The sequence below is a fragment of the Hahella sp. KA22 genome, assembly GCF_004135205.1.
In the GTDB taxonomy this organism is placed as follows: Bacteria; Pseudomonadota; Gammaproteobacteria; order Pseudomonadales; family Oleiphilaceae; genus Hahella.
This window is the reverse complement of record NZ_CP035490.1, coordinates 1,338,444-1,360,939: the sequence shown is the minus strand read 5'-3', so window position 1 is coordinate 1,360,939 and position 22,496 is coordinate 1,338,444. Positions and strand designations below refer to the sequence as shown.

Below are 22,496 nucleotides of genomic sequence, written 5' to 3'. Positions count from 1 at the left end.
CTCAGAATTACCAAATTAGTATTGGCTTGACAACTTGTTCCTGTCCTCACGGACAGGATATTCGGCGTCAATGATATGAGCAGCCCGACCAAAACAGAACATTCTATCGCATTGGGATCCAATTATGATTGATTTTCGCAGCGACACTGTTACCCGCCCCAGTCAGACCATGAGAACCGCCATGGCGGCCGCTGAAGTCGGCGATGACGTCTACGGCGATGACCCAACCGTCAACCGCCTGCAGGACATAGCGGCGGAGATGCTGGGCTATGAAGCCGCCTTGTTCGCCTGCAGCGGCACCCAGACCAACCTGCTGGCGTTGCTCACCCACTGTCAGCGCGGCGACGAGTACCTGGTAGGCCAACAGGCTCACACCTATAAATATGAAGGCGGCGGCGCAGCGGTGCTGGGAGGCATTCAACCTCAACCTATCGAGCATGATGCGGACGGAACAATCCCTCTGGCGAAAATCGAGGCGGCCATCAAACCTGACGACTTTCATTTCGCCCGCACCCGCCTGCTTAGCCTGGAAAATACAATTGGCGGCAAGGTAATTCCGCAAGATTACATCCGCAACGCAACGGACCTTGCCCGCCGTCGGGGACTGGCCACCCATCTGGACGGAGCGCGCCTGTTCAATGCAACCGTCAAGCAAGGCATTGACCCCAAAGAGGTCACGCAATACTTCGACTCCGTCTCCATTTGCCTGTCAAAAGGCCTCGGCGCGCCGGTCGGTTCCCTCTTGTGCGGCGATAAGTCCTTTATCGACACCGCCCGGCGCTGGCGAAAAGTCTGTGGCGGCGGCATGCGGCAAGCTGGCGTGCTGGCCGCAGCGGGCATCATTGCATTGCAGTCGGGAGTTGAACGTCTGCAGGAGGATCACGACAACGCCGCCTATCTGGCGCAACGCCTGGCGGAGACCGACCTGTTCGACATAGATATGAGTCTGGTGCAGACCAACATGGCGTTCGCCACCTACCGAGGGGACGACCTCAACGCACTGGCGCAGTATCTGAAATCACAAAATATATTAATTTCACCCTCACCAACGATCCGGTTTGTTACGCATCTCGATATCTCACGGGATGATATTGATCGTCTGGCGCAAGCGCTGCGGGCGTTTAGTAAATAAGCTCTGTCTATTGGGGCCTGCCTAAAGGCCTCAATACTTTTCCCTGCTCATTAACGCCACAAACAGTTCTCTTTTTAAACAACTTACCACTTCACATCGAGAACTACGTAACTCTTTGTAAAAAATAAATTTTCCAGTCTGACTACCTGTTAGGAATTATATGCTATATTTTGTCTGTTAATTATTTTTAATAAAACAACGGGCATTAAGGAATAACTATGAGCGACGTTTATTCTACTCCGCAATCCAACCTCACTCCGGAGCGTAGTGGAGACCGCAGGTGGGGCTCGCTGGAAGACGGCGTTAACGGCAACTACCACTTTCGGGTGGGCGAACTGATCAGCGAGGCCTGGGAGCGCACCAGTGGGGCCAAGCTGACAATGATCTTAGCAGGTATTGTTTACTTCGCCGTCATGTTCGGCGTATCACTGGTTATGGGCTTTGTCGTAGGAATTGTAGGTCCAGACAGCGGTGGCGCTGCTATCGTCTTCGCCATACTAAACCAAATAGTTATCACAGCCGTATCGCTGCCACTTGGCATGGGTCTATTCATGCTGGGCTTGAAGCGCTCGGTCGATGCGCCTTTAAATGTTGGGGAGGTATTCAACTACTTTAATAAAGCGCTGCCTTTATTATTAACTGTAATCGTGATGTACATCCTGATTTTCATTGGTTTCATACTGTTAGTAATACCCGGTATTTATTTGGCGGTGAGTTATTACTTGGCGCTGCCACTGGTTGTTGAGAAAGATCTGTCAATCTGGCAAGCCCTGGAGGCCTCTCGCAAAGCCATCACCAAACGCTGGTTCGCCGTTTTGGGTCTGTTCCTGTTGCTGGGCTTGATTAACTTTGTCGCAATGATTCCACTGGGTATTGGCCTGATTTGGACGATCCCTATGAGCATGATCTGCTACGGCGCACTGTATCGGAATATCTTCGGCGTTGAAGAGCAAACGATGGCGGGCTAGTCGCCACTCAGCTCCAGGAAAGAAAAAGCCAGCGTCATGCTGGCTTTTTTATTACGCGTATATCAGAGGTCTTCCAGATTATTCAACTGGATGCTCAACGCAGCGCCAGAGATATGAATCTCCACCAGACAAATAATCAAAGAACCTAACAAAAACAATAAACTCCCTCCAAGCAGCCATTCCCCAACATACTCCAACTCCAAAATCAGACTGCCCATAGAAAGCGTACACAGAATAAAAGCCATAACTCCCAGAGACTGCATCCAGCGAATCAGATGAATCCGCTTCCGCAAATGCAGAATCTGCTGCTTCATATGACGCTCCTTCGTCTCATTTAATTGCTTGTACAAAGAGCGTATCAACTGGGCAATCACCAGAAAACGGTTGGTGTAAGCCAGCAATAGCAGGGATATGGCGGGAAATAGTAGTGCAGGTGTAGAGATGTTCAGCATCGTTGAAAAACTAGAGCCTTAATAAACAAACTAATGGTCCATCAAATCACAAAGCCTATCCCTTTTCCACAAGCGTCTCTAGAATGGCCGCTCTCGAGAATAAGACAGGCGATATTAAAATCAGCCTTAATCTTAAACCAAAATACCTTTTTGATCTGATGAGACAATTAGACTAGTGGTAGAGACAATGGTTACTGGGATTGGCTCCAGGTACTAGCGAGAGTTACCTTCAATGAAAAAAGCTTTAAGCATTACGATATGTCTATCGATAACTCTAGCTCATTTATTTTCTTTTATTCTTACAAACAGTTGGCGTCTTCTTGACGGCTTCGCAGATCTCGAAAAAATATACTCTACATCCATTTACTTACAGGCAGCTCTTGCTTTTACAACTTGCCTTATTAGTTACGCTTACTTTCTATCTAAAAAACCTACAAAGACAATGCTCGGAGGCGCAGTAGTTTCTGCAGTTATATATGTTGTCAGCACTTATACGGTTACCCTTTCATACAGAGTTAACTCATTTTCAACCAGCATTAGCGGATTCATCGTTAGTGAAATTCCGTTTTCTGAGTCACAGACATTAAAGCGAAAGTGGTATGGATACCTTGTAAGCTCAGGCAATAGCTCAACCCCTCTCGTAGTTTCCGCATCCCCTCTTTTTAGCCAGGCGGAAACGATCGACTCCTTAATAAATGATCATAGTCTCTGTAAAAAATTGACGGATGGTCTGTGCCAAGAATACGAGCTTTCTTGGCCATAACTACGGAACTCGCCAATAACAGCCAGACGAAAACTTAATGGAAGGAAAAGGAAACGGCTCGCAAAGCGAGCCGTTAAGATCAGTTGTCGTCGAGGTGACGGCCCAGAAGGGCGTGGTAGATGTTCTGGTCGTTGATGACGCCGGATATTTCCTTTTCGCCGCCGACCAGTATGGCATGGCCAGTGAAGTGGCGGATGGCCACCACGTCCCGCATAAGCGTATCCGCAGGGATGATCGTGGGTAGCTTTTGCAGGCTTTCCACCTCCTGCTCCGAACTCCAGCGTTGCACGGGGAATACGGCGTCGGCATATCGAACCTGGCTGTCCTCCAGCTTGTCCGCCGTTTTCAGCCAATAGTCGTAGCGCTTGCTGACGCAGATTTCATCCGCCACCTTTTCCGCCGTCGTCAGCGGACGCATCAGCGATTGCGCAAGCAGCACATTGACCGGATTGGTGTGCGAGACAAAACTGCGCACATAATCATTGGCGGGATTCAACACTATATTTTCCGGCGTGTCATGCTGCACGATACATCCGTCTTTCATAATGGCGATATGGTTGCCGAGCTTCAGCGCCTCATCCAGATCGTGACTGACGAAGATCACCGTTTTGTTCAGTTTCTCCTGCAGGCGCAGCAATTCATCCTGCAGCTGATTTCGGATCAGCGGGTCCAATGCGGAAAAGGGCTCATCCATCAGAATAATATCGGACTCCATCGCCAGCGCCCGCGCCAGACCGACCCGTTGCTGCATACCGCCGGACAGCTCGCCGGGCTTGGTGTCGCGCCATTGCGCCAGTCCCACCAGCTCCAGTTGCTCATCCACCCGCTTTTTCACCTGAACGCGGCTCATTCCCTTCATTTCCAGACCAAAAGCGACATTCTCTCCCACTGTCAGCCAAGGCATCAGCGCGAACTTCTGAAACACCATAGTGATGCGCTCCAGCCGCAGCTTGCGCTGTTGCTCGACAGGCAAGGCGAAGAAGTCCTGCTCGCCGTCTTCCGTGGTGATGAGCACTTGCCCTCGGGCCACTGGATTCAAACCGTTCGCTGTGCGCAGCAAACTGGATTTACCGGAGCCGGACAGCCCCATCAGCACACAAATTTCGCCCTTTTCCACTCTCAGGCTGGCGTTATTGACGGCGACAGTGTGTCCGGTGCGGTCGAGAATCGCTTCCCGGTCCTGGCCTTCATCCAGCAGAGCGATAGCCTGCTGGGGCTGGTCGCCGAACACCACGTCTACGTTTTTAAACTCAATCATGGCAATAGCCCACTACTTTTTCAGCAGAGACCAAGCGCGGCGCGCTCAGGCTCTTTTAAACAGTCTGTCCAATAAAATGGCGATCAGTACGATAGCCAGCCCGGCTTCAAATCCAGTGGCGATATCCACCGTATTCAAGGCGCGCACCACTGGTTTGCCCAGTCCGTCGGCGCCGACCAGGGCGGCGATGACCACCATGGACAAAGACAGCATGATGCACTGAGTGACGCCCGCCATAATGCTGGACATCGCCGCAGGTATCTCTACTTTCAGCAGCAACACGCTGGGTTTGCAGCCAAACGCTTTGCCGGCTTCCAATAATTCTTCCGGCACCTGTGTGATACCCAGATGGGTCAGGCGGATTGGCGCGGCGATAGCGAAGATCACGGTTGAGATCAGGCCAGGTACGACGCCCAGACCAAACAGCGTCAGGGTCGGTATCAGATAAACAAAGGTCGGAATCGTCTGCATCAAGTCCAGCAAGGGCCGCATACCACGATACAACCAGGGACGATGCGCGGCGGCGATGCCGATAGGAACCCCGAACAGCACGCAGAATCCGGTCGCAAACAGAACCAGCGCCAGCGTTTCGATGGTTTCCTCCCAGTACCCCATATTCCAGATGAGGCCCAAGGCGACCAATGCGAACAACGGCGATGACCAATTGCGATGACGCCAGGCGGCGAACGCCACGATGACGGCGATGAACAACCAGGGCGGCGCAAACAACAGCGCCTCAGTGAGCCCCTGGATCAGGTATTCCAGACAAACGGCGACACCGTCGAAGAAGGCGCCGCCATGGTCGATAAGCATATCGACCAGGCTTTCCATCCAATCGCCGACTGGCAGTTTGTAGCTGCTGAGAGCGCTTAAATTACTACTCCAGTCCATACCTGCGCCTGCTTACATCAGGTCCAGGTGTTTTTTCACTGCCGGCGCCGCTGGCTTGCCGTCAATGGTTTTCACGCCCTGCAACCAGGCTTCGACGCTGTCGAAATTTTCCTTCAACCAGGCTTTGGCCGCCGCTTCAGGCTTTTTCTTGTCATCCAAAATCGCGCCCATGACTTCGTTTTCCATTTGCAGGGAAAACTCCAGGTTGTTCAGCAGTTGCGCCAGGTTACCGCACTCATTCATCAAGCCTTTACGCACATTGGTGAATACAGACGCGCCACCGAAGTTAGGGCCGAAATAATCATCGCCGCCGCTGAGATAAGTCAGCTCAAAGTTGGCGTTCATCGGATGCGGCTCCCAGGCCAGAAACACAATCCACTCTTTACGCTTAACGGCTCTTTTCAGCTGCGACAGCATGCCTGCTTCACTGGACTCCACCACTTTGAATTCTTTCAGAGCGAAGGCGTTTTTATCGATCATGTCCTGAATCAGACGATTGCCGTCGTTGCCAGGCTCAATGCCGTAAATACGATCTTTGAACTTATCCGCATGCTTGGCGATATCCGCGAATGTTTTCACGCCCGCTTCCGCCACATAAGAGGGCACCGCCAACGTATATTTGGCGCCTTCCAGGTTCTTGCCGACGACTTCCACAGATTTGTTTTCCACATAGGGGCGAATATCCGCTTCCATGGTTGGCATCCAGTTGCCCAGGAACACGTCCACATCGCCGTTCTCCAGCGACTTGTAGGTCACCGGCACAGACAGTAACTGGGATTCCGTGGAATAGCCCAGTCCCTGCAGAATGACGGAGGTCAACGCAGTCGTGGCGGTGATGTCAGTCCAGCCGACATCCGCAAAAGTGACTTCTTTGCAGCTTTGCGCGCTATAGGCGTTAACACTCGTCAATAACATCAGACCGCTGATCAACAGTCGCTTGAAGTGGTTCATTATTTTTCCTCTCTTCAATCGTTCCAGAAATGGTTGGGGTCCGCCCTGTCTCCAGGACGGGCCTTGGCTACCGCTGCTTGTTCGCGTAGTCGGGATGAATCCAGACCGGCGCGTCGCTGGGCGGCAGCATCGAAACGCCGAGAATGTGATCTGCGCACTTCTCGGCCATCATAATGGTTGGCGCGTTCAGGTTGCCGCTGACGATGCTGGGCATGATGGATGCGTCCACCACTCTCAGTCCTTCAACGCCTCTGACTTTCGCCTCGGAATTCACCACCGCCATCGGGTCGTCATCCGCACCCATTTTGCAGGTGCAGGAGGGGTGGTAAGCGCTATCCGCTCTCTGGCGGATGAATTCGTCTATTTCCGCATCGCTTTTTACAGCCGGGCCAGGACGCAGCTCTTCGCCACGGAATGGGTCAAACGCTTGTTGCTCAAATATTTCCCGAGTCAGCTTCACGCACTGACGCATTTCCCAACGATCACGCTCGGTCGCCAGATAATTCGGCTCCAGCAACGGGTGCTTACGCGGATCGCGGGACAGAATCTTCAGATATCCAGTGGAAGTTGGCCGCATAGGACCGACATGCGCCTGATAGGCGTGCAGCTGCGGGTCCTGGCGACCATGATCGATCACCTGGGACGGCAGAAAGTGATATTGGATATCCGGATGCTTCACGCCGGCTTCAGTGCGGATAAAACCGCCCGCTTCCAAGTGCGCCGTGCGGCAGGCGCCGCTGTCGTGGTTCAGGAACCACTTCACGCCTTCCAGCGTCTTACGGGGTTGCTTGGTATAGGTGTACAGGGTCAGCGGCTGCGAACAGGCTTGCTGAACGTAGAATTCCAAGTGATCCTGCAGGTTCTGACCGACACCGGGCACATGCGCGACGACGGGAATACCCAGAGACTTCAACTGCGTTTCATCGCCGATGCCAGAGAGCATCAATGTCTGCGGTGAGTTGATGGCGCCACCGGACAAAATGACTTCCCGCTCCGCTTTCACTTTTATCAGCACGCCATTTTGTTCGTACTCAACGCCAATGCAACGGCCTTTATCGAACAACAGACGGGTCACCATTGCGCCTGTCTCAGCCGTCAGGTTGGGACGTGACAAAGCCGGACGCAAATACGCCTGGGCGGCGCTCCAGCGTTTGCCATGCTTGATGGTCATATCCATCACGCCCACGCCTTCCTGCTGATAGCCGTTCATGTCTTCGGTGTAGGGATAGCCAGCTTCCATTCCCGCCTTGATGAACGCGTCGAACAAAGGATTCTTTTCGTCCCCGGTATGCACGTTCAACGGGCCAGCGTTGCCGCGATAGGCGTCGCCCCCGCGTTCACGGGTTTCCGCCTTGCGGAAGTAAGGCAGTATGTCTTTATACGCCCAGCCCTTAGCGCCTTCTTCTTCCCAGCGGTCATAATCCAGCGCGTGACCACGGATATACACCATGGCGTTAAGGGCGGAGCCGCCTCCCCATACTCTTCCCCGCGGCCAGTACAGGCGGCGATTGTTCATGAATGCCTGGGGTTCGGTGTGGTAGTACCAGTTGTACTTGTCGTCCGCCAGATTGAAAGTCAGGGCGGCGGGCATGTGGATCTTCCAGGTATCGTCTTTACGGCCTGCTTCCAGCGCCAGCACATTGAACTTACCGCTTTCCGACAGACGGTTAGCCAGAACGCATCCAGCGGAACCTGTCCCGACGATGATGTAATCAAAACTATTGGTAAACTGCTTGTCAGCCATAACGCTCGCTCAAAAAGGTGATTCCAGGTCCGTCATGCCGACGTAGACGGCCTTGATTTGGGTGTAGTGATTCAGGGTGGCCATGCCGTTTTCGCGACCGATGCCGGATTGCTTGTAACCGCCTACCGGCATCTCCGCCGGCGAATAGCCGAAACTGTTAATCCAGCAAATCCCCGCCTGCAGCTTGCCGATCACACGATGGGCGCGACGGATGTCATTGGTGAACACGGCAGCGGCCAAGCCGTATTCCGTATCATTGGCGCGCGCAATGACTTCTTCTTCGTCCTCAAAGCTGAGCACGCTCATGACGGGCCCGAATATCTCTTCCCGCACGATGCTCATGTCATCGCGACAGTCGGCGAATACTGTGGGAGCGACGAAATAACCGTTCTCCACGCCTTGCGGGCGCACCCGTTCGCCACCGCAGACCAGCCTTGCGCCTTCCTGCTTGCCCAGCTCGATATAGCCCATGACTTTTTCCAGGTGCGGCGCGGAAATCAGCGCCCCCAGATTGGTGTCGGGATGCATGGGGTCGCCTATGCGGACATTGCTTTCAACGCGCTCTTTCACTCGCGCCAGGAAGCGGTCGTAAATCTCTTTATGCACAAACACCCTCGTGCCGTGGGTGCAAACTTCACCCTGGGTGTAGAAATTCCCGAGCAGCGCTGCGGAGACGGCGTTTTCCAGATCGCAATCATTGAAAATCACCAGCGGTGATTTGCCGCCTAATTCCATGGTCACGTCTTTCAGGGTGGCGGCGGAATCCGCCATGACTTTTTTGCCCGTGCCCACTTCGCCGGTAAAAGACACTTTGGCGATACCGGGGTGAGCGGTCAGCATACGGCCCACCCGATGATCGCCTTGCACCACATTGAAGACGCCGGCGGGAACGCCCGCTTCAATGAAAATCTCCGCCAACTTCAACGCGCCCAACGGGGTTTCTTCGGAAGGCTTGAACACCATCGCATTGCCCGCCGCCAAGGCTGGCGCAGATTTCCAGCAAGCGATCTGCAAGGGGTAATTCCAGGCCCCAATGCCGGCGCAGACGCCTAAAGGTTCCCGGCGGGTGTAGTAAAAATCTTCGCCCAGGGATTGCTGATTGCCTTCGATCGACGCCGCCAGGCCAGCGAAAAACTCAATACTGTCAGCACCGGTCACTACGTCCACGACACTTGCTTCCTGCCAGGGCTTACCGGTATCCAGCACTTCGATGCGCGCCAGCTCGTCGTTTCTTTCCCGTAACAAGGCCACGGCTTTCTGCAGCACTCGCCCTCGTTGCATGCCGGTCATCGCAGACCACTCCGCGAACCCGCGCTGTGAGGATTCCACTGCCGCCTGCACCAGACTTTCACAAGCCTGCTCAACGCGATAGATCAGTTCACCTGTAGCGGGATTCACCACATCGAAGGTTTCGTTCGATGTGGACGCCCGATAAGCGCCATCAACAAAAGACTGATAAACAGGAATGCTCATGCTTTATGTTTTCCTTCAAACAACTCACTTACGTAGTTCTTACAAATACGTTCCGCCTGCACGACGGACAAACCGCCGGAGCTGAGCGCGCTGCGCAGCCATAAACCATCGATCAGGGCGGCGATGGCGTGGGCCTGATCCTCTACCTGGGACGGCGGCAGAATTTCCCGCAGGCTTACTTTCAAATTAGAGAACAATCGCCGTTCATTGACGCGTTGCAAGCGAGCCAGCTGCGGGTCATGCATCGCTTGAGCCCAAAAGGCCATCCAGGTTTTCGCCGCCCGTTCACTGACCTGCAACTTGCTGAAGTTGGCTTCGACGATGGAAAGAAGGCGACTGTAGGGCGAACCGTCCTTAGTTTTGGCCAGTTCTTTCAACAAAGAGCTTTTCAAAGCTTCCAGCAGGTAGCGAACAGTCGCCTCCATCAGCGCCTGCTTGCCTCCAAAGTAGTGGCTGATAATTCCAGTAGAAACACCCGCATAACGGCTAATGGAATTAATGGTCGTGCCCTGAATGCCATAGGCTTCCACCGACTTCAGGGTGGCCTCGATAAGCTGCTCTTTTTTCTCCGCTTCAACGACGATTTTGGGCATTTTTTATTGATTGAATGTTCAATTAAAAACACACCCTAATAGTTTGAATTCAATATTTCAATTTTGAAAATCAGGGGGCGAAAGGCGAGAAGACTAACGAAAAGAAGATTAAATTACTTTAATTACAAAGATTTAAGAGCAAGATACAGAAGCGAATTCAGTGATTGTAATTTTTTGTAAACAGCCAATATTTAGCACTCTAATTAGAATGGGAGGTTAATTTCCAAATTTGATTTGAACAACAACCATTTCTCAAAGAAGGGCAGACAGGAAATGGATGTGTGACAGAGGAGAAACGGAGAAACGGAGAAACGGAGAAACGGAGAAACGGAGAAACGGAAATTATCTCAGCGCAAGCAGAACACAGGCGCCAGGTAAAAGCAGCAGACGTCGTGGGCCCGGTTTATTCGCCCACCTTTTTCGCCAACCCGCTAAGCCCGGGACCCAGCATGGGTTTCACAGACTTGGCGTCTATCGGCTCACCACATTCAGAGCAGACCAGCGTGGCCGTCATCTTCTTACCGCAACCCAGATGAACATACTCCACCGGCGGACCCGCATCGCCAGCCATATATTTATCGCCCCACCCCGCCATAGCGAGAATCACGGGGTATAAGTCCATCCCTTTGCGGGTGAGCCTATACTCATAACGAGCAGGACTCTCCTGGTACAAGGCTTTGCGCAGCACGCCGCTTTCCACCAGCTTGTTCAGGCGGTCCGACAGGCGATGGCGCGTGATCTGCAGGCGCTTTTGAAACTGTTCAAACCTGCGTACGCCCAGAAACGCCTCGCGAATAACCAGTAGAGTCCAGCGGTCGCCGATGACCGATAAGGTGCGTGCGATTGAACAAGGGATATCTTGGATTTCATTCCAGCGCATAGGCGAAGACGCGTCTTATATGGGTTAGCGGAAGAGAAGTGGAGATTGATGGGAAGTATAGCTTTACAGGTTCCAGTTTGGAATTTACTATTTTGAAAGTTCCAAAATAGAACTAACAAGAAAGGAGACTGATCATGCATGGCGCCGAAACCGCTGAAAGACAAACCGATCAACAGGAATGGCGACCTACCGCATGTATTCTATGCAGCATCAATTGCGGCCTGGAAATGCAGGTGGACAAGGGACGCATCGTCAAGGTCAGAGGCGATAAACTGGCGCCGAATTCAGAGGGTTACATCTGCCAGAAAGCCGCCAAGCTTGATCACTACCAGAATCACTCAGCCCGCTTGCGACAGCCTCTAAAACGCCAGCCAAACGGCGAATATGCTCCTATCTCCTGGGACGCGGCCATCGCCGAGATCACCACTCGCATGCGCGCCATCAAGGCCCAACATGGGGGCGGCGCATTCGCCTATTACGGAGGCGGAGGCCAGGGCAATCACCTGGGCGGCAGCTATTCCGGGGCGTTGCGGGCGGCGTTGGATACGCCCTATTTATACACCGCGCTGGCGCAGGAAAAGACAGGGGACTTCTGGGTAAACGGAAAACTGTTCGGCCGCGAAAGCTGCTTTGTGCTGGAAGGGATGGAACACTCCGAATACTGCATCGTACTGGGCGCCAACCCTTATATGGCCCACGGCGTGCGCAAAACCCGGGACCTGCTGAAAGCCTACAAGAAAGATCCCAACCGCACCCTGGTGGTCATTGATCCGCGCGTCAGCGAAACCGCCAAAGACGCAGATATTCATTTACGGGTGCGCCCCGGTATGGACGCTTACCTGCTGGCCACCCTCATCGCCGTCATTTTCCAGGAAAAACTGGAAGACACAGGCTTCCTAAGCCAACACACCCATGGCTACGATGAATTGCGCCGCCATTTCATTGATCTGCCGGTGGAGCAATACGCGACCATCGCCGGCGTCGATCCCGAGTTAGCGCGGCAGGTCGCGCGAGGTTTCGCCACCGCTAAATCCGCGACAGTCAGAGCCGACCTTGGCATACAGCACAGTTTACACAGCACGCTGAATTCCTATCTGGAAAAATTACTGTTTCTCGTAACCGGCAATTTCAATAAGCAGGGCGGGAATCACTTGATGGCGCAATTCGCCCCTTTGATCGGTCATTCCAAAGCCGAGGACAAGAAAACCGCCGTCACCGGGATGTATGGCATCGCCAAGCTGTTTCCGCCCAACATTTTGCCCCAGGAAATTGATAGCGATCATCCCGACCGCATCCGCGCCTTAGTGGTGGACAGCGCCAATCCCGCCTTATCCGCCGCTGACACGGAAGCCTATCGGAGCGCATTTGAGAAACTGGAGCTGATGGTGGTGATTGATGTAGCGATGACGGAAACCGCCCGCCACGCGCACTACATATTGCCGGCGGACAGCCAGTTTGAAAAAGTGGAGTCCACCTATTTCACATTTGGTTTCCCCACCAACTATTACCATCTGCGACGTCCCATACTGCCCCGCAGCGGCGACACGCTTCCCGAGCCGGAAATCTACCGACGCCTGTTGGTGGGCCTCGGGGCGATTCCCGACCGCTTTCCGTTACTGGAAAAGGCGGCCAAACTGGACCGTCGCCTGCCCGTCAGCCGCGCCTTTCCATTAGCGCTGGCGGCGGCGCTGAAACGCCATCCAGAGTGGAGCAAATACGTGCCGGTCATTTTATACGCCACCCTTGGCAAAGCGCTGCCGGAAGGCATGCAATCCGCCGCGGCGATTTGGGGCGTCTGCCAGATGTACGCCGCCAAGTTCGGCTCGCAAGTCCGCCGTACCGGGCTGCAAGGCAAGCGCTACACACTGGGTCTGGCGCTGTTCAATCGTTTTCTGGAGAGCCCCAGACCCGCGCCCATCGCCACCTTCAAGGTGGAGGAGACCTGGAATTTGATAAAGACCGGGGATCGCAAAATAAACCTGTATATACCCGAACTGACTGAGTGGCTGGATCGTTTAAAAACAGAGGCGCTCAGTGAAGACAAGGATTATCCGTTCATCCTCGCCGCTGGCGAACGCCGCGCCTATAACGCCAACCAGATCTATCGCGGCCCGGAGTGGCGCAAGACGGACAAGGAGGGCCTGCTGCGCATTCATCCATCAGATCTGGCCAAGCTGGGACTGGTTTCCGGGGATAAAGTGCGCTGCCGTTCCCGACGTGGAGCAGTGGAGGCCATCGCCTCAGCGGATGAGAGCGTTCTGCCTGGAGTACTGACGTTGCCTCACGGCTTCGGCATGCTCTATCAGGATGAGCAAGGAAGACAGTTGCGCAATGGTCCGGCGATCAACATGCTGACAGACGCAGATCACTGCGATCCCATCGCCAAAACGCCCTATCACAAATACGTCCCGGTTGCGCTGGAGGCCGTAGATCCCTAACCAGCAAGTTTAGCCACCGCAAAAAGGCGACGATACGCGCTCACCTAAACATCATTACGTCGTATCGTCGCTGCGCCGGTCTGACCGAGGGGACCGTCCCGTAACCGCAATGTCCCTCACCGGCGTCAATCAGGGAGTTGGTTTATGAACTTCACTACTTCCTCGATGACGCTGTCATCCCGAAGTACCCGGTAATGCCCCAGTCCCGCGGTCTGCAAGAAACGACTACCGCGCCATTTGAGGGCGAGGGCTTCACCGTACGCAGCAGGAACTTCCGCATCATCTACATCTGATACGATCATTCCTTCCGCCTGGATGAACGGAACGTTTTTCATCAATGACAAACGATCCCAAATGTCATCGCCAAACTCCCGCTCCATCAGTTTGCAATGGGCGCGCATCACTGCATCTGGAACCTGTAAGCGCTGTTGAAACACATCCAGCACCACCTGCATATCCGCCGGCGGCGCCAGCATAATGACTTTGTTGGTCAACAATCCCTCCCGCACAGCCATGGCCGTGGCGATAGATCCCAAAGAATGCGCGACCACGGCGTGAACGCCCAAGGTCTGCGCCGCCACTTGCAGGATCGCATCCCGCATCTGCAGTACATTAGTGCGCACGCCTTGAGCCCGCCCATGACCAGGCGCATCAAACGCCACAACCCGATATCCATTTTCCACCAAGGGTTTCACCATCGCGCCAAACTGCACGCCGGAGCCGGACCAGCCATGGGCGCACAGCACTACCGGGCCGCTTCCCCAGCTATAGACGGGGATCGTCAACGCGCCCACTTTCAGATTCATGAACACATCCGCCTTGTCCAACAGGGCGTCAAAACGCGAGTCCAATCCATAACGTTGCGGCGTGAACCACAAGCGATTCAGCATTAGGCCTGCGCCTTGAGAGGAAATACGGGCATAGGCGCGTATCGCCCAGCGCATGGCCTTCAAAGCGAAGGGAGCCTGCGGCTCCCGCAGTGGCTTGGATGGGGCGACAACCAGGGGAATGTTCGCGGACATGGGGCTTCTCCTCTTAACTTGCTGGATACAATCGCCGGCGTCGCGCCGTTTTTCGTGGCTTTGTCGCAGCGGCTATGACTACAAGATAAGGATTGCAATGCATTAGCGGGAGTGTCATATTTGACACTTAAATTGCCTTTTATGACATTTCATCTTTTCTTTTTTCGCTACCGAATTGGATGAAGGAGTCGCCCATGAAGATCGTTTTACTCGCCCTCCCCCACTGCGCCGCCGCCTCCGTACATGGCATTCTGGATATATTCACCACGGCGAATTACTGTCACGCCCGACTGTCCGGAGCCGCCGGTAAACGCCCTTTGGAGCCGTACTTCAACATCAAAGTCGTGACACAGAATGACCAGCCTGTTATTGCCTACAACGGTATGGCTATCGCTCCGAATGCGGCGTTCGAGGAGGCGGAGCCGGACTTGATCATTGTCGCTTCCGCGATTGAAGCAATTACAGCAGGCGCCGCCCTGCCTGAGCATCTGGCGCAATTTCATGAAGCTTATGAATGGCTCCGCCGCCATACCGAGCGCGGAGCTGTCGTCGCCAGCGCCTGCACCGGCAGTTTCGTTCTGGCCGAAGCCGGACTTCTGGAAGGCAAAACCGTCACCACCCACTGGCGCGCCGCAGAACATTTCCGCCAGCGCTACCCGGAAATAAGGCTGGACATAGATCGATTGCTCATCGATAGCGGCGACATCATCTGCGCCGGCGGCGCCACCGCCTATATTGATCTCAGCTTTCATCTGATCGAACGCTTCGCCGGGCAAGGGCTGGCGACAGCGGTGTCCAAACTGCACCTGTTTGACAGCAAACGCCAACAACAAACGCCTTACATCACGTTCTATGGCTACAAGTCCCACAAAGACAACGCCGTAAAAAAGGCGCAGGAATGGATGGAGTCTCACTACGCCGAGCATTTTTCCGTGGATGATGTGGCGGCGCTGGCCGGATTGGGAGGACGCACCTTCAAACGCCGCTTCAAGGAAGCCACCGGCGAGAACCCGATCAATTACCTGCAACAACTACGGGTGGAAGCGGTGAAGCATCAATTGGAGACGACGCTCAAATCGTCGAATGAAATCATCTGGGAGGTCGGTTACGAAGACATCAGCTCATTCCGGCGACTCTTTAAACGAGCCACCGGATGCACGATGGAGCAATACCGCAAACGTTTCAGTTACGTGACGCCGCCGCGGGTCGGCATACCTGCTCTGGAAGGACGCATTTAGGCGGGAATTGACACTTTGATGCGAGCGCCCGCCCGAGTGTTTTCCGACTCAAAGCGTCCGCCCAGGCTCATGGCGCGTTCGCGCATGGAGATCAGTCCAATGCCCGCATCCTTCTCCTGCGAGGGTTTGAAGCCCACGCCATCGTCCTGAATCACCAGTTCATAGTCTTTGGGACGATGCAAGGAAATCGCCACTTCTTTCGCCGCAGCATGCTTGACCGCATTGGTGACAGCTTCCTGCACGATGCGATAAATGCCGATGTTGCGCTCCTCGTCCAGGTTGTCGCAGTGGTCGCCAATCGACAGCAGAAACGAACACCCATTTGAGGACTGATTGTAATTGTTAACCAGCTCCTCCAAGGCTCCGCTTAAACCAAGCGTATCGATAATCTCAGGCCGTAGCCGGGAAACCAGACTTCTGGCCGAACTGTAGGCATCCGTGACGATGGATGTAATTTTTCTCCCCATGCCGGCGATCTGCGCATCTTCACCGCCTTCCCGCGCCAACTGCTCAATTTTCTGAGAGTACATTTTGATAGCGACCAGCGTGGCGTTGAAGTTGTCGTGAATTTCCTGGGCGATCAATTTGCGCTCGCTTTCCAACGCAGTGCGCAGCGTCCTGCCGAGCATGCGATTTTCCTCAACCGCCACTTCAAGCGCATGGGTTCTCTCCCGCACCTGCGCTTCAAGGATGTTCTTGTGATCGAGAATTTTTTCGCGATAGGCCAGAAACGACTGCAGCAACTGCCGCATTTCCACAATGTTGCTGCCGGCGAACTGATGCGCCCCCAGTCGGCTTAATTCTTCCTTGGCGTCTGTGTCGTCCACTGAGTCAACGAAGCGCGTCAGTTCCCTCACCGGGGCGGTCAGCGCCCGCGACAATAACAATGAAAGCGCCACACCGGTCGCCAGGATAAAGATCAGCGCCATGGAGCTGATAATCAGAGTATCCACGAGGTGCTCGCGCTTGATCATCCGCGGTGCGAGAAAAGTCACCAGCGAACCGATTTCTTCTCCCGAGGAGTGCTCAAGCACGGGCGTTACCTTGCGAATAAAGGAAACGCCATCCTCTACCGCCTCAAAAGGCGCCGCAGGCGTCCCCTCAAACTTAAACGCGCTATCCTCAAGGTTTTCCCAGTCATAACAGCAGGGAACGTCAACCTCGGCGGATTTGTGACTGGTCGCCGCCACTTTGCCATCGGCGTCCAGCACATAAGCGAACAGCAGAGGACTTTCCTTAACCAGCTGCGCCAAGGCGTCTTCAATATGGACAAAGTTGCCCCGTCCAAGCAGCACGGAAATATGCTGCCGGTTAATCAACCCGGAAGTCTGATCGGAAACCTTGATCGAGTTCGCCAGCACCTGATACTGGTGTACGAAAAAGGAAACCGCGAATCCAAACAAAGCGACCAGAACCGTAAACTTGATGCAACGCTGAAACGAGTACTTTCTAAAACTATCCATATTGTTAGACGCACTTTGTTAGCTGATTAAATTCCCTTAAAAGAATATACGCTGTAGATATACTCTTCGCCCTTGCGCACCGCATAGGGGCCGCCGCACTCAATAGGCAGCGCCGTGTCCTCCTTGGAAAAAATCAGCATGACGTCTCCCGCGCCATACGTCCGCTGATTGCCGTTCAATTGCAGGAATTCGACTTTGCCTTTATCAAATCCGGGGTCCAGGTCTTTTACCGACACCTGATAGGTATCCGGGCAAACGATAGGATCGTAGGAAAATACGGAAGGGGCCTTATAGGCTTGCGCAGGCTCGCCCATGACGTTGGTCATGTCGATAGCGGCGTCGCCATATTGCAGGGTGTTATTCAGATCGCCGTAAACCACCGCCTTCACATACCAGGCCCAGAAAGCGGCCTTTTTCAGATACTTATCCTCCACTTTCGCCTCTTCGCGAGTAGGAAGAATAACCTGCACTTCGCCGTCCCGCTTGCTCAATGGCGCCGCGTCCTTAGCGCTCGCCAAGATAGTTTGCGGATTGTTGGCGATCTGCGCAGGCATGAAGGTGATGTAGTCATCGTCGCCGATAAAGTAAACGTTATCGTAACGCCACTCCTTGGGCCCTAACTCGCTCACCGGCACCCCAGTGAAAACGTGCTCTTTCTTCTCACTGTTCAGATATCGATGCGGCGTATTGGAGTATACGTCGATGCGTTTGGCGCTTTTGTTCGTCTCCACCACGCGATAGTCCGCGGCGTTTTTATTGATGACGAAGATTTCCTTGGCGGCGACGTTGAGCGACAACGCACAAGCGCCGGCCGTCAGCAGCGCACTGGTTTTAAAATTCGAAAGTTTGCCCCGAACGGGTGATAAACAGTTTGTCCTTTTCAATCTCATTCTCCCTTACTAACTTATCGTAGGTCTCAGTAATGACGCTGATTTCATTCCGGCACATGTGGGTGACGCCAACACTGGCGGCCACGTCGGATTGAGCAAGTTGCAGCACTTCGCTGAATGAATAGTGACTGGGGATGTTGTTGTTAAGCTCGTAGACTTCCTGCAAATGCAGTTCGACGCCTTGAATCAGCTCAACGGCTTCCGGCGTCAGCTTGCCATCTCCGGATATAGAGAAGGAGCGGCCGTCAAAATCCAGTCGATACAATAAGTTCGGGATAGAGTGTACGGTGGGCGCGCAGCGAATGGAAACATCCCCGTATTTTTTACTGTCCAGGGCGCCAAACTCGGCGAACTCAATCGTGTACTTGAAATACTTGGACACGCCAGGGTAGCCGTGCTCAAGGAGACTTTTAATGAATGTTTCCGTGCCCGCCGGTCCCCAGATCTTCAGAGGACGGGTTCTTTTTTCTTCCAGATAGCGGACCAGCAAAGGTACGACTCCGAAGGAGTGATCCGCATGGTGGTGGGTCAGCAAAACCAGATCAATATTCTGGTGCAAATCGCCCGCCCATAAGCGGGGTGGAACCTGATAACCGCAGTCGATAAGAATGGAGCTATCGGCGGACTGCAACAGGAATGAGGTGTTGCACTCTTCCGAGAAGGCCTCTCCATTACCGACAATCAGCAAATTCTTCATAACAAAAGCTTTCCGTGTTTTCCATTTTCCATCTCATCGCGCAACGCGTGGATGGCGCTCCCATGCCTGCATGGCGGCAACCTGTTGATTGCCGTCGGGATTATGCCACTAACCTATGGGTTTATAAACGGGACGCCAACGACTGTAATGAAAGGCGCAGAGAGATGAGAATCCAGGAAAACACAGAGACAGGCCGGCGTTGAATCGCCGGCTGTACAAATACGAGAAAGGAAAGCGCGCTATCAAAGAGGCTGGAAATTCGGGAACAGCTCACGGGTAATGCCGGGGCCGCCTCCCTTGCCTACGTTGTAGTAAAGGGTCCACAGACCGCCAGTACGCACGCCGAATACGCTGGTGGGCGTGGCGTAACCTTCCCGCGCCTTGGCTCCGTAGTCGCTGGGCTTCAACATTTGCAGTCCCGCATGGGAAATCACGTTGTTAGTGATCAATTGCTCAGTTACCTGTCCATAAAACTGATCCTGCGCGGCTTGCAGATCAAAGTTGAATTCCTTGATATCCCCGCTGTTGGGAAAGTTCACCAGACCTTCATTAGCGGGCTGGCAATTCATATGCACCACAAAGGGGGAGACTGGATTACCGGACACCACAAAGCAGCATCCGGTCAAATTGGCGGTAACGAAGAAGTTACAGGCGCCTTGAAGCTGTCCCACAACTGCGCGCCATCCCCGCCAGGGCAACCAATAGCAGTTGCCGTTATGAGCAGTGGCGACGGTGACGGTTTTGCCGCCCGCCGCATGCGCGCCTTCCTGCAGATTGGCCCGCTCAAGCTGATTCACCAGATAACAGTTGCGTTGGATGTTGTTGCATTTGACGCTGTAGGTAGCGTGAGAAATATTTGAGGATTCCGCGCCGGTCACGGTAATTGACTTGTTCGCATTCTGTTTAAAAATATCCGCCAGGGCCATCTTGCCGTCTCCTTAAACTCGTTATTGCTGACAGTCACCGCAGCCTCGCCTTGGTACTTATTCGTTTTGGGAAAGGGCGCCCCGCCGCGCGCGTGACCGGATACTGAAGCTAGCGTCAATCCGACTCAGCCGCCCTTCATATTTTTTTATAATGTTTTGTTATCAGAACTAATTTTATTCATCTATAGGCCAGTATGCTGAACAAACCTACGAGAATCCGGCCGCTTTTTTAATCAAAGAGCAGTGAAGAGCAGCCATCCACTGATGCTTTTTCAAACATAACTATCATTACACATGGCGATAAAAACGTGACGTACAATTCGTAAAAGAAAAACAATGTAAAATTTATTAAAAATAATACAGTATAACGAATTATATACCCGCCTCTTTTTCCTCATTGAAATGCAACTTTTAGTTACATAAATGTGCATTAAACTCACTGTTACAAAACATATTGACACATATATTTGACAGGAAACGAACAACATCTATTGACTTCGTAAATTACTTATATGTCAAAAGCCATTTGGCGCTTGATTTTTGATCTAAATCCTTCAATATGCACGCCATTTTTAGCACTAGGTAAACTTTAATGCAGTCGTTCAGAAAGATTTGTTTCTTACTTGTCACACTTACCGCATTCGGCGCCGGCCTGGCTCACGCGGAAATATCGAGCATGGATCAGGCTCTGGACATCGCGGGTCAACAAAGAATGTTGAGTCAAAGAATCGTTAAAGCATATTTATTGATGGGTCAGGACATTCTTCCTGATAAATCTTCGATTCAATTACATGACAGTGTGGCGCAATTTGAATCCCAACTGGCCGACTTGGAAGGTTATTTGAAAGCAGGTGAAATGGCGCGGGATTTGAAATCCGTCCGCAAAGAGTGGACCGCTTTCCGTAAACTGGCCACCACCGCGCCCAACCAGGAAAACGCAGCAAAACTGATCCAGCAAAGCGAAGAGCTGTTGAGCCTGACCCAGGGCGTCACCAGCAACCTGGAAAAACAAGTCGCCAGCACGAAAGGCCGCTTGATCAATATTTCCAACGAACAAGGCATGCTGTCCCAGAAAATCGCCATGTACTACTCTGCAATGAGCTGGAACCTGGGCGTTTCCGACCTGGAAAACGATTTTAAAGCCGCCGTCAAAAAATACGATGCGGGCTTGAGCGAACTGCGTAAAGCGGACGCCAACAGCGAAGATATCAACAAGGCGCTGGATAAAGTGATTTCGCAGTGGTCATTCTCCCACTCTGGTTTCGAAAAAATGGACGGTCATGATTTCGTCCCCTTCGTTATCGCGACGACCACTGAAAGCATGCTGAAAAGCATGCGCAAGATTTCCGACATGTACGCAGGTCTGAAAAGCTAATCCGCAAGGATTGAACTCAAAAACTGAGTTTCTGTTTTATTCGTCTTCTTCGTTTAGTGCGGCGCAAGCCGCACTCTTTTTCCCGCTTACTCAGTCACTTCTCCCTCTCGCATTCAGCAGGCGCAGCTCATCGCTTCGAAGTTCTCAATTTCATCCCAAAACGCGATAGCTCCTATCTTTCCTATTGTTTCTAAACGCATTTTTCCAATCTCAAAAACAGCTCTTTGTCCATACCCACAAATTTCCAGTTCATTTGGCGCCTAACTTGCGCCAGATCAGCGATGCGTTAACTACCTACTCAGTTATCGCGCCGTAACCATCTGATATTTATAGGCTTTAACTTAGACTGCACCAGATTGAATCACATGAGGTAAACGTATATGCGCCATATAAGGAACTTTAGTCTGCTTGTTCTCTCCCTGCTCGCACTATCCTGGAGCCACATTGTTATCGCAGACATTACCGACCTGGACGAAGCCATCAACAAGGCAGGGCGCCAACGTATGTTGAGTCAGCGAATCGTGAAGTCCTATTTACTGATAGGTCAGGATATTCAACCGGATAAATCTTCAAGCCAGCTTACAGAGAGCGTCGCCTTATTCGAACAGCAATTAGGAGAACTGGAAGCCTACTCCAAGTCGCCGCAAATCTCGGGACAGCTCAAGTCCGTGCGCAAGGAGTGGACAGGATTTCGTCAATTAGCGACGGCTAAGCCCACGAAAGACAAGGCTATTGAGCTGATCAGCGCTGGAGAGCGCGTTCTCGCCCTCAGCAATAAAATCGTGCAGTCTCTGGAGCAACAGTCCGGCAATCCCAAGAACAAAATGATCAACCTCTCCGGCCGACAACGGATGCTATCCCAACGCATCGCGCTTTATTACTCCGCGTTGAGCTGGAATCTGGAGCAGGCGGATCTACAGAACAGCTTTACCCAGGCCGTGCAGGAATATGATCAGGCGCTACATGAACTGCGTCAGGCGAAAATCAACAACCAGGACATTAACGCCGCCCTGGACAAAGTGATTTCCCAATGGAGCTTCTCTCGCTCCGGGTTTCAGCTGATGCAGGGCCAGAACTTTGTGCCTTTCATCATCGCCACCACCACAGAGGGCATGCTGAAAAATATGGAGACCATTACGGGTCTTTACGAGAATCTGCAAAGCTAAATTCTTCCTTCTTTTCTTTGTTTCGGCGCAGCTCAACGCTGCGTCGTCTTACCCCGCCACATTGTCTAAACCTGAAATAACCAGTTTCCGAAAGGGCCGCAAATCGACATACTTGTCCCCGTCCCGCTATAGGCGTTTTGGCGCTATTAATCCGGCAGACAAATAGCTTCCTTCTA

Annotated in this window: 19 protein-coding genes; 6 read left to right on the top strand and 13 right to left on the bottom strand. The window is 53.0% G+C overall.

Going from position 1 to position 22,496, the window contains the following annotated elements; translation table 11 throughout:
• Positions 1-124 precede the first annotated feature (124 nt).
• The gene (gene ltaE / locus EUZ85_RS06065; protein WP_127968451.1) at positions 125-1,132 is read left to right on the top strand and encodes a low-specificity L-threonine aldolase; all 1,008 of its coding nucleotides are present in this window, start codon (positions 125-127) and stop codon (positions 1,130-1,132) included.
• 218 nt (positions 1,133-1,350) lie between these two features.
• Positions 1,351-2,100, top strand: a complete 750-nt coding sequence (locus EUZ85_RS06060; RefSeq protein WP_127968450.1) for a hypothetical protein — start codon at positions 1,351-1,353, stop codon at positions 2,098-2,100.
• A 62-nt stretch (positions 2,101-2,162) separates the two neighbouring features.
• On the opposite strand, the gene EUZ85_RS06055 is transcribed toward EUZ85_RS06060, so the two are convergent.
• The 8 genes from EUZ85_RS06055 to EUZ85_RS06020 form a co-directional block, all read right to left on the bottom strand.
• Positions 2,163-2,552: a DUF2721 domain-containing protein gene (locus EUZ85_RS06055; RefSeq protein ID WP_206618003.1), complete on the bottom strand. Its 390-nt coding sequence runs from the start codon at positions 2,550-2,552 to the stop codon at positions 2,163-2,165.
• A gap of 842 nt (positions 2,553-3,394) precedes the next feature.
• The gene (choV, locus tag EUZ85_RS06050) at positions 3,395-4,573 is read right to left on the bottom strand and encodes a choline ABC transporter ATP-binding protein (protein ID WP_127968449.1); all 1,179 of its coding nucleotides are present in this window, start codon (positions 4,571-4,573) and stop codon (positions 3,395-3,397) included.
• Positions 4,574-4,618: 45 nt separating this feature from the next.
• On the bottom strand, positions 4,619-5,464 hold the full coding sequence (choW, locus tag EUZ85_RS06045; RefSeq protein ID WP_127968448.1) for a choline ABC transporter permease subunit: 846 nt from the start codon (positions 5,462-5,464) through the stop codon (positions 4,619-4,621).
• Between the two features lie 12 nt (positions 5,465-5,476).
• Complete coding sequence (locus EUZ85_RS06040) at positions 5,477-6,415, bottom strand: choline ABC transporter substrate-binding protein (protein WP_127968447.1); 939 nt, start codon at positions 6,413-6,415, stop codon at positions 5,477-5,479.
• 67 nt (positions 6,416-6,482) lie between these two features.
• Positions 6,483-8,159, bottom strand: a complete 1,677-nt coding sequence (gene betA, locus EUZ85_RS06035) for a choline dehydrogenase (RefSeq protein WP_127968446.1) — start codon at positions 8,157-8,159, stop codon at positions 6,483-6,485.
• A 9-nt stretch (positions 8,160-8,168) separates the two neighbouring features.
• Positions 8,169-9,632 carry a betaine-aldehyde dehydrogenase gene (betB, locus tag EUZ85_RS06030; protein ID WP_127968444.1) on the bottom strand — a complete coding sequence of 488 codons (1,464 nt, stop codon included), beginning with the start codon at positions 9,630-9,632 and terminating at the stop codon, positions 8,169-8,171.
• Positions 9,629-10,225 (bottom strand): transcriptional regulator BetI, encoded by a 597-nt coding sequence (gene betI, locus EUZ85_RS06025; protein WP_127968442.1) that lies wholly within the window; start codon positions 10,223-10,225, stop codon positions 9,629-9,631. Before betI ends, betB begins: the two co-directional genes overlap by 4 nt.
• A gap of 403 nt (positions 10,226-10,628) precedes the next feature.
• Positions 10,629-11,105: a helix-turn-helix domain-containing protein gene (locus tag EUZ85_RS06020; RefSeq protein WP_127968440.1), complete on the bottom strand. Its 477-nt coding sequence runs from the start codon at positions 11,103-11,105 to the stop codon at positions 10,629-10,631.
• Positions 11,106-11,239: 134 nt separating this feature from the next.
• Between EUZ85_RS06020 and EUZ85_RS06015 the strand changes: the two genes are divergently transcribed.
• Positions 11,240-13,543, top strand: a complete 2,304-nt coding sequence (locus EUZ85_RS06015) for a molybdopterin-dependent oxidoreductase (protein ID WP_127968438.1) — start codon at positions 11,240-11,242, stop codon at positions 13,541-13,543.
• A gap of 125 nt (positions 13,544-13,668) precedes the next feature.
• On the opposite strand, the gene EUZ85_RS06010 is transcribed toward EUZ85_RS06015, so the two are convergent.
• Positions 13,669-14,565, bottom strand: coding sequence for an alpha/beta fold hydrolase (locus EUZ85_RS06010; protein ID WP_127968436.1), 897 nt, complete (start codon positions 14,563-14,565; stop codon positions 13,669-13,671).
• 194 nt (positions 14,566-14,759) lie between these two features.
• Between EUZ85_RS06010 and EUZ85_RS06005 the strand changes: the two genes are divergently transcribed.
• Positions 14,760-15,803, top strand: a complete 1,044-nt coding sequence (locus EUZ85_RS06005; RefSeq protein ID WP_127968434.1) for a GlxA family transcriptional regulator — start codon at positions 14,760-14,762, stop codon at positions 15,801-15,803.
• Here the strand turns inward: EUZ85_RS06005 and EUZ85_RS06000 are convergent.
• The 4 genes from EUZ85_RS06000 to EUZ85_RS05985 form a co-directional block, all read right to left on the bottom strand.
• Complete coding sequence (locus EUZ85_RS06000; RefSeq protein ID WP_127968432.1) at positions 15,800-17,266, bottom strand: sensor histidine kinase; 1,467 nt, start codon at positions 17,264-17,266, stop codon at positions 15,800-15,802. The genes EUZ85_RS06005 and EUZ85_RS06000 overlap by 4 nt on opposite strands.
• A 26-nt stretch (positions 17,267-17,292) precedes the next feature.
• Positions 17,293-18,063 carry a hypothetical protein gene (locus tag EUZ85_RS05995; protein ID WP_127968430.1) on the bottom strand — a complete coding sequence of 257 codons (771 nt, stop codon included), beginning with the start codon at positions 18,061-18,063 and terminating at the stop codon, positions 17,293-17,295.
• A gap of 34 nt (positions 18,064-18,097) precedes the next feature.
• Positions 18,098-18,853, bottom strand: a complete 756-nt coding sequence (locus tag EUZ85_RS05990; RefSeq protein WP_127968429.1) for an MBL fold metallo-hydrolase — start codon at positions 18,851-18,853, stop codon at positions 18,098-18,100.
• A 242-nt stretch (positions 18,854-19,095) separates the two neighbouring features.
• The gene (locus EUZ85_RS05985) at positions 19,096-19,779 is read right to left on the bottom strand and encodes a hypothetical protein (protein ID WP_127968428.1); all 684 of its coding nucleotides are present in this window, start codon (positions 19,777-19,779) and stop codon (positions 19,096-19,098) included.
• Between the two features lie 676 nt (positions 19,780-20,455).
• Between EUZ85_RS05985 and EUZ85_RS05980 the strand changes: the two genes are divergently transcribed.
• Together EUZ85_RS05980 and EUZ85_RS05975 are read left to right on the top strand one after the other, a co-directional pair.
• Positions 20,456-21,154, top strand: coding sequence for a type IV pili methyl-accepting chemotaxis transducer N-terminal domain-containing protein (locus tag EUZ85_RS05980; protein WP_241566967.1), 699 nt, complete (start codon positions 20,456-20,458; stop codon positions 21,152-21,154).
• 380 nt (positions 21,155-21,534) lie between these two features.
• Positions 21,535-22,320 carry a type IV pili methyl-accepting chemotaxis transducer N-terminal domain-containing protein gene (locus tag EUZ85_RS05975; RefSeq protein ID WP_127968426.1) on the top strand — a complete coding sequence of 262 codons (786 nt, stop codon included), beginning with the start codon at positions 21,535-21,537 and terminating at the stop codon, positions 22,318-22,320.
• The last annotated feature ends 176 nt before the right edge of the window (positions 22,321-22,496 follow it).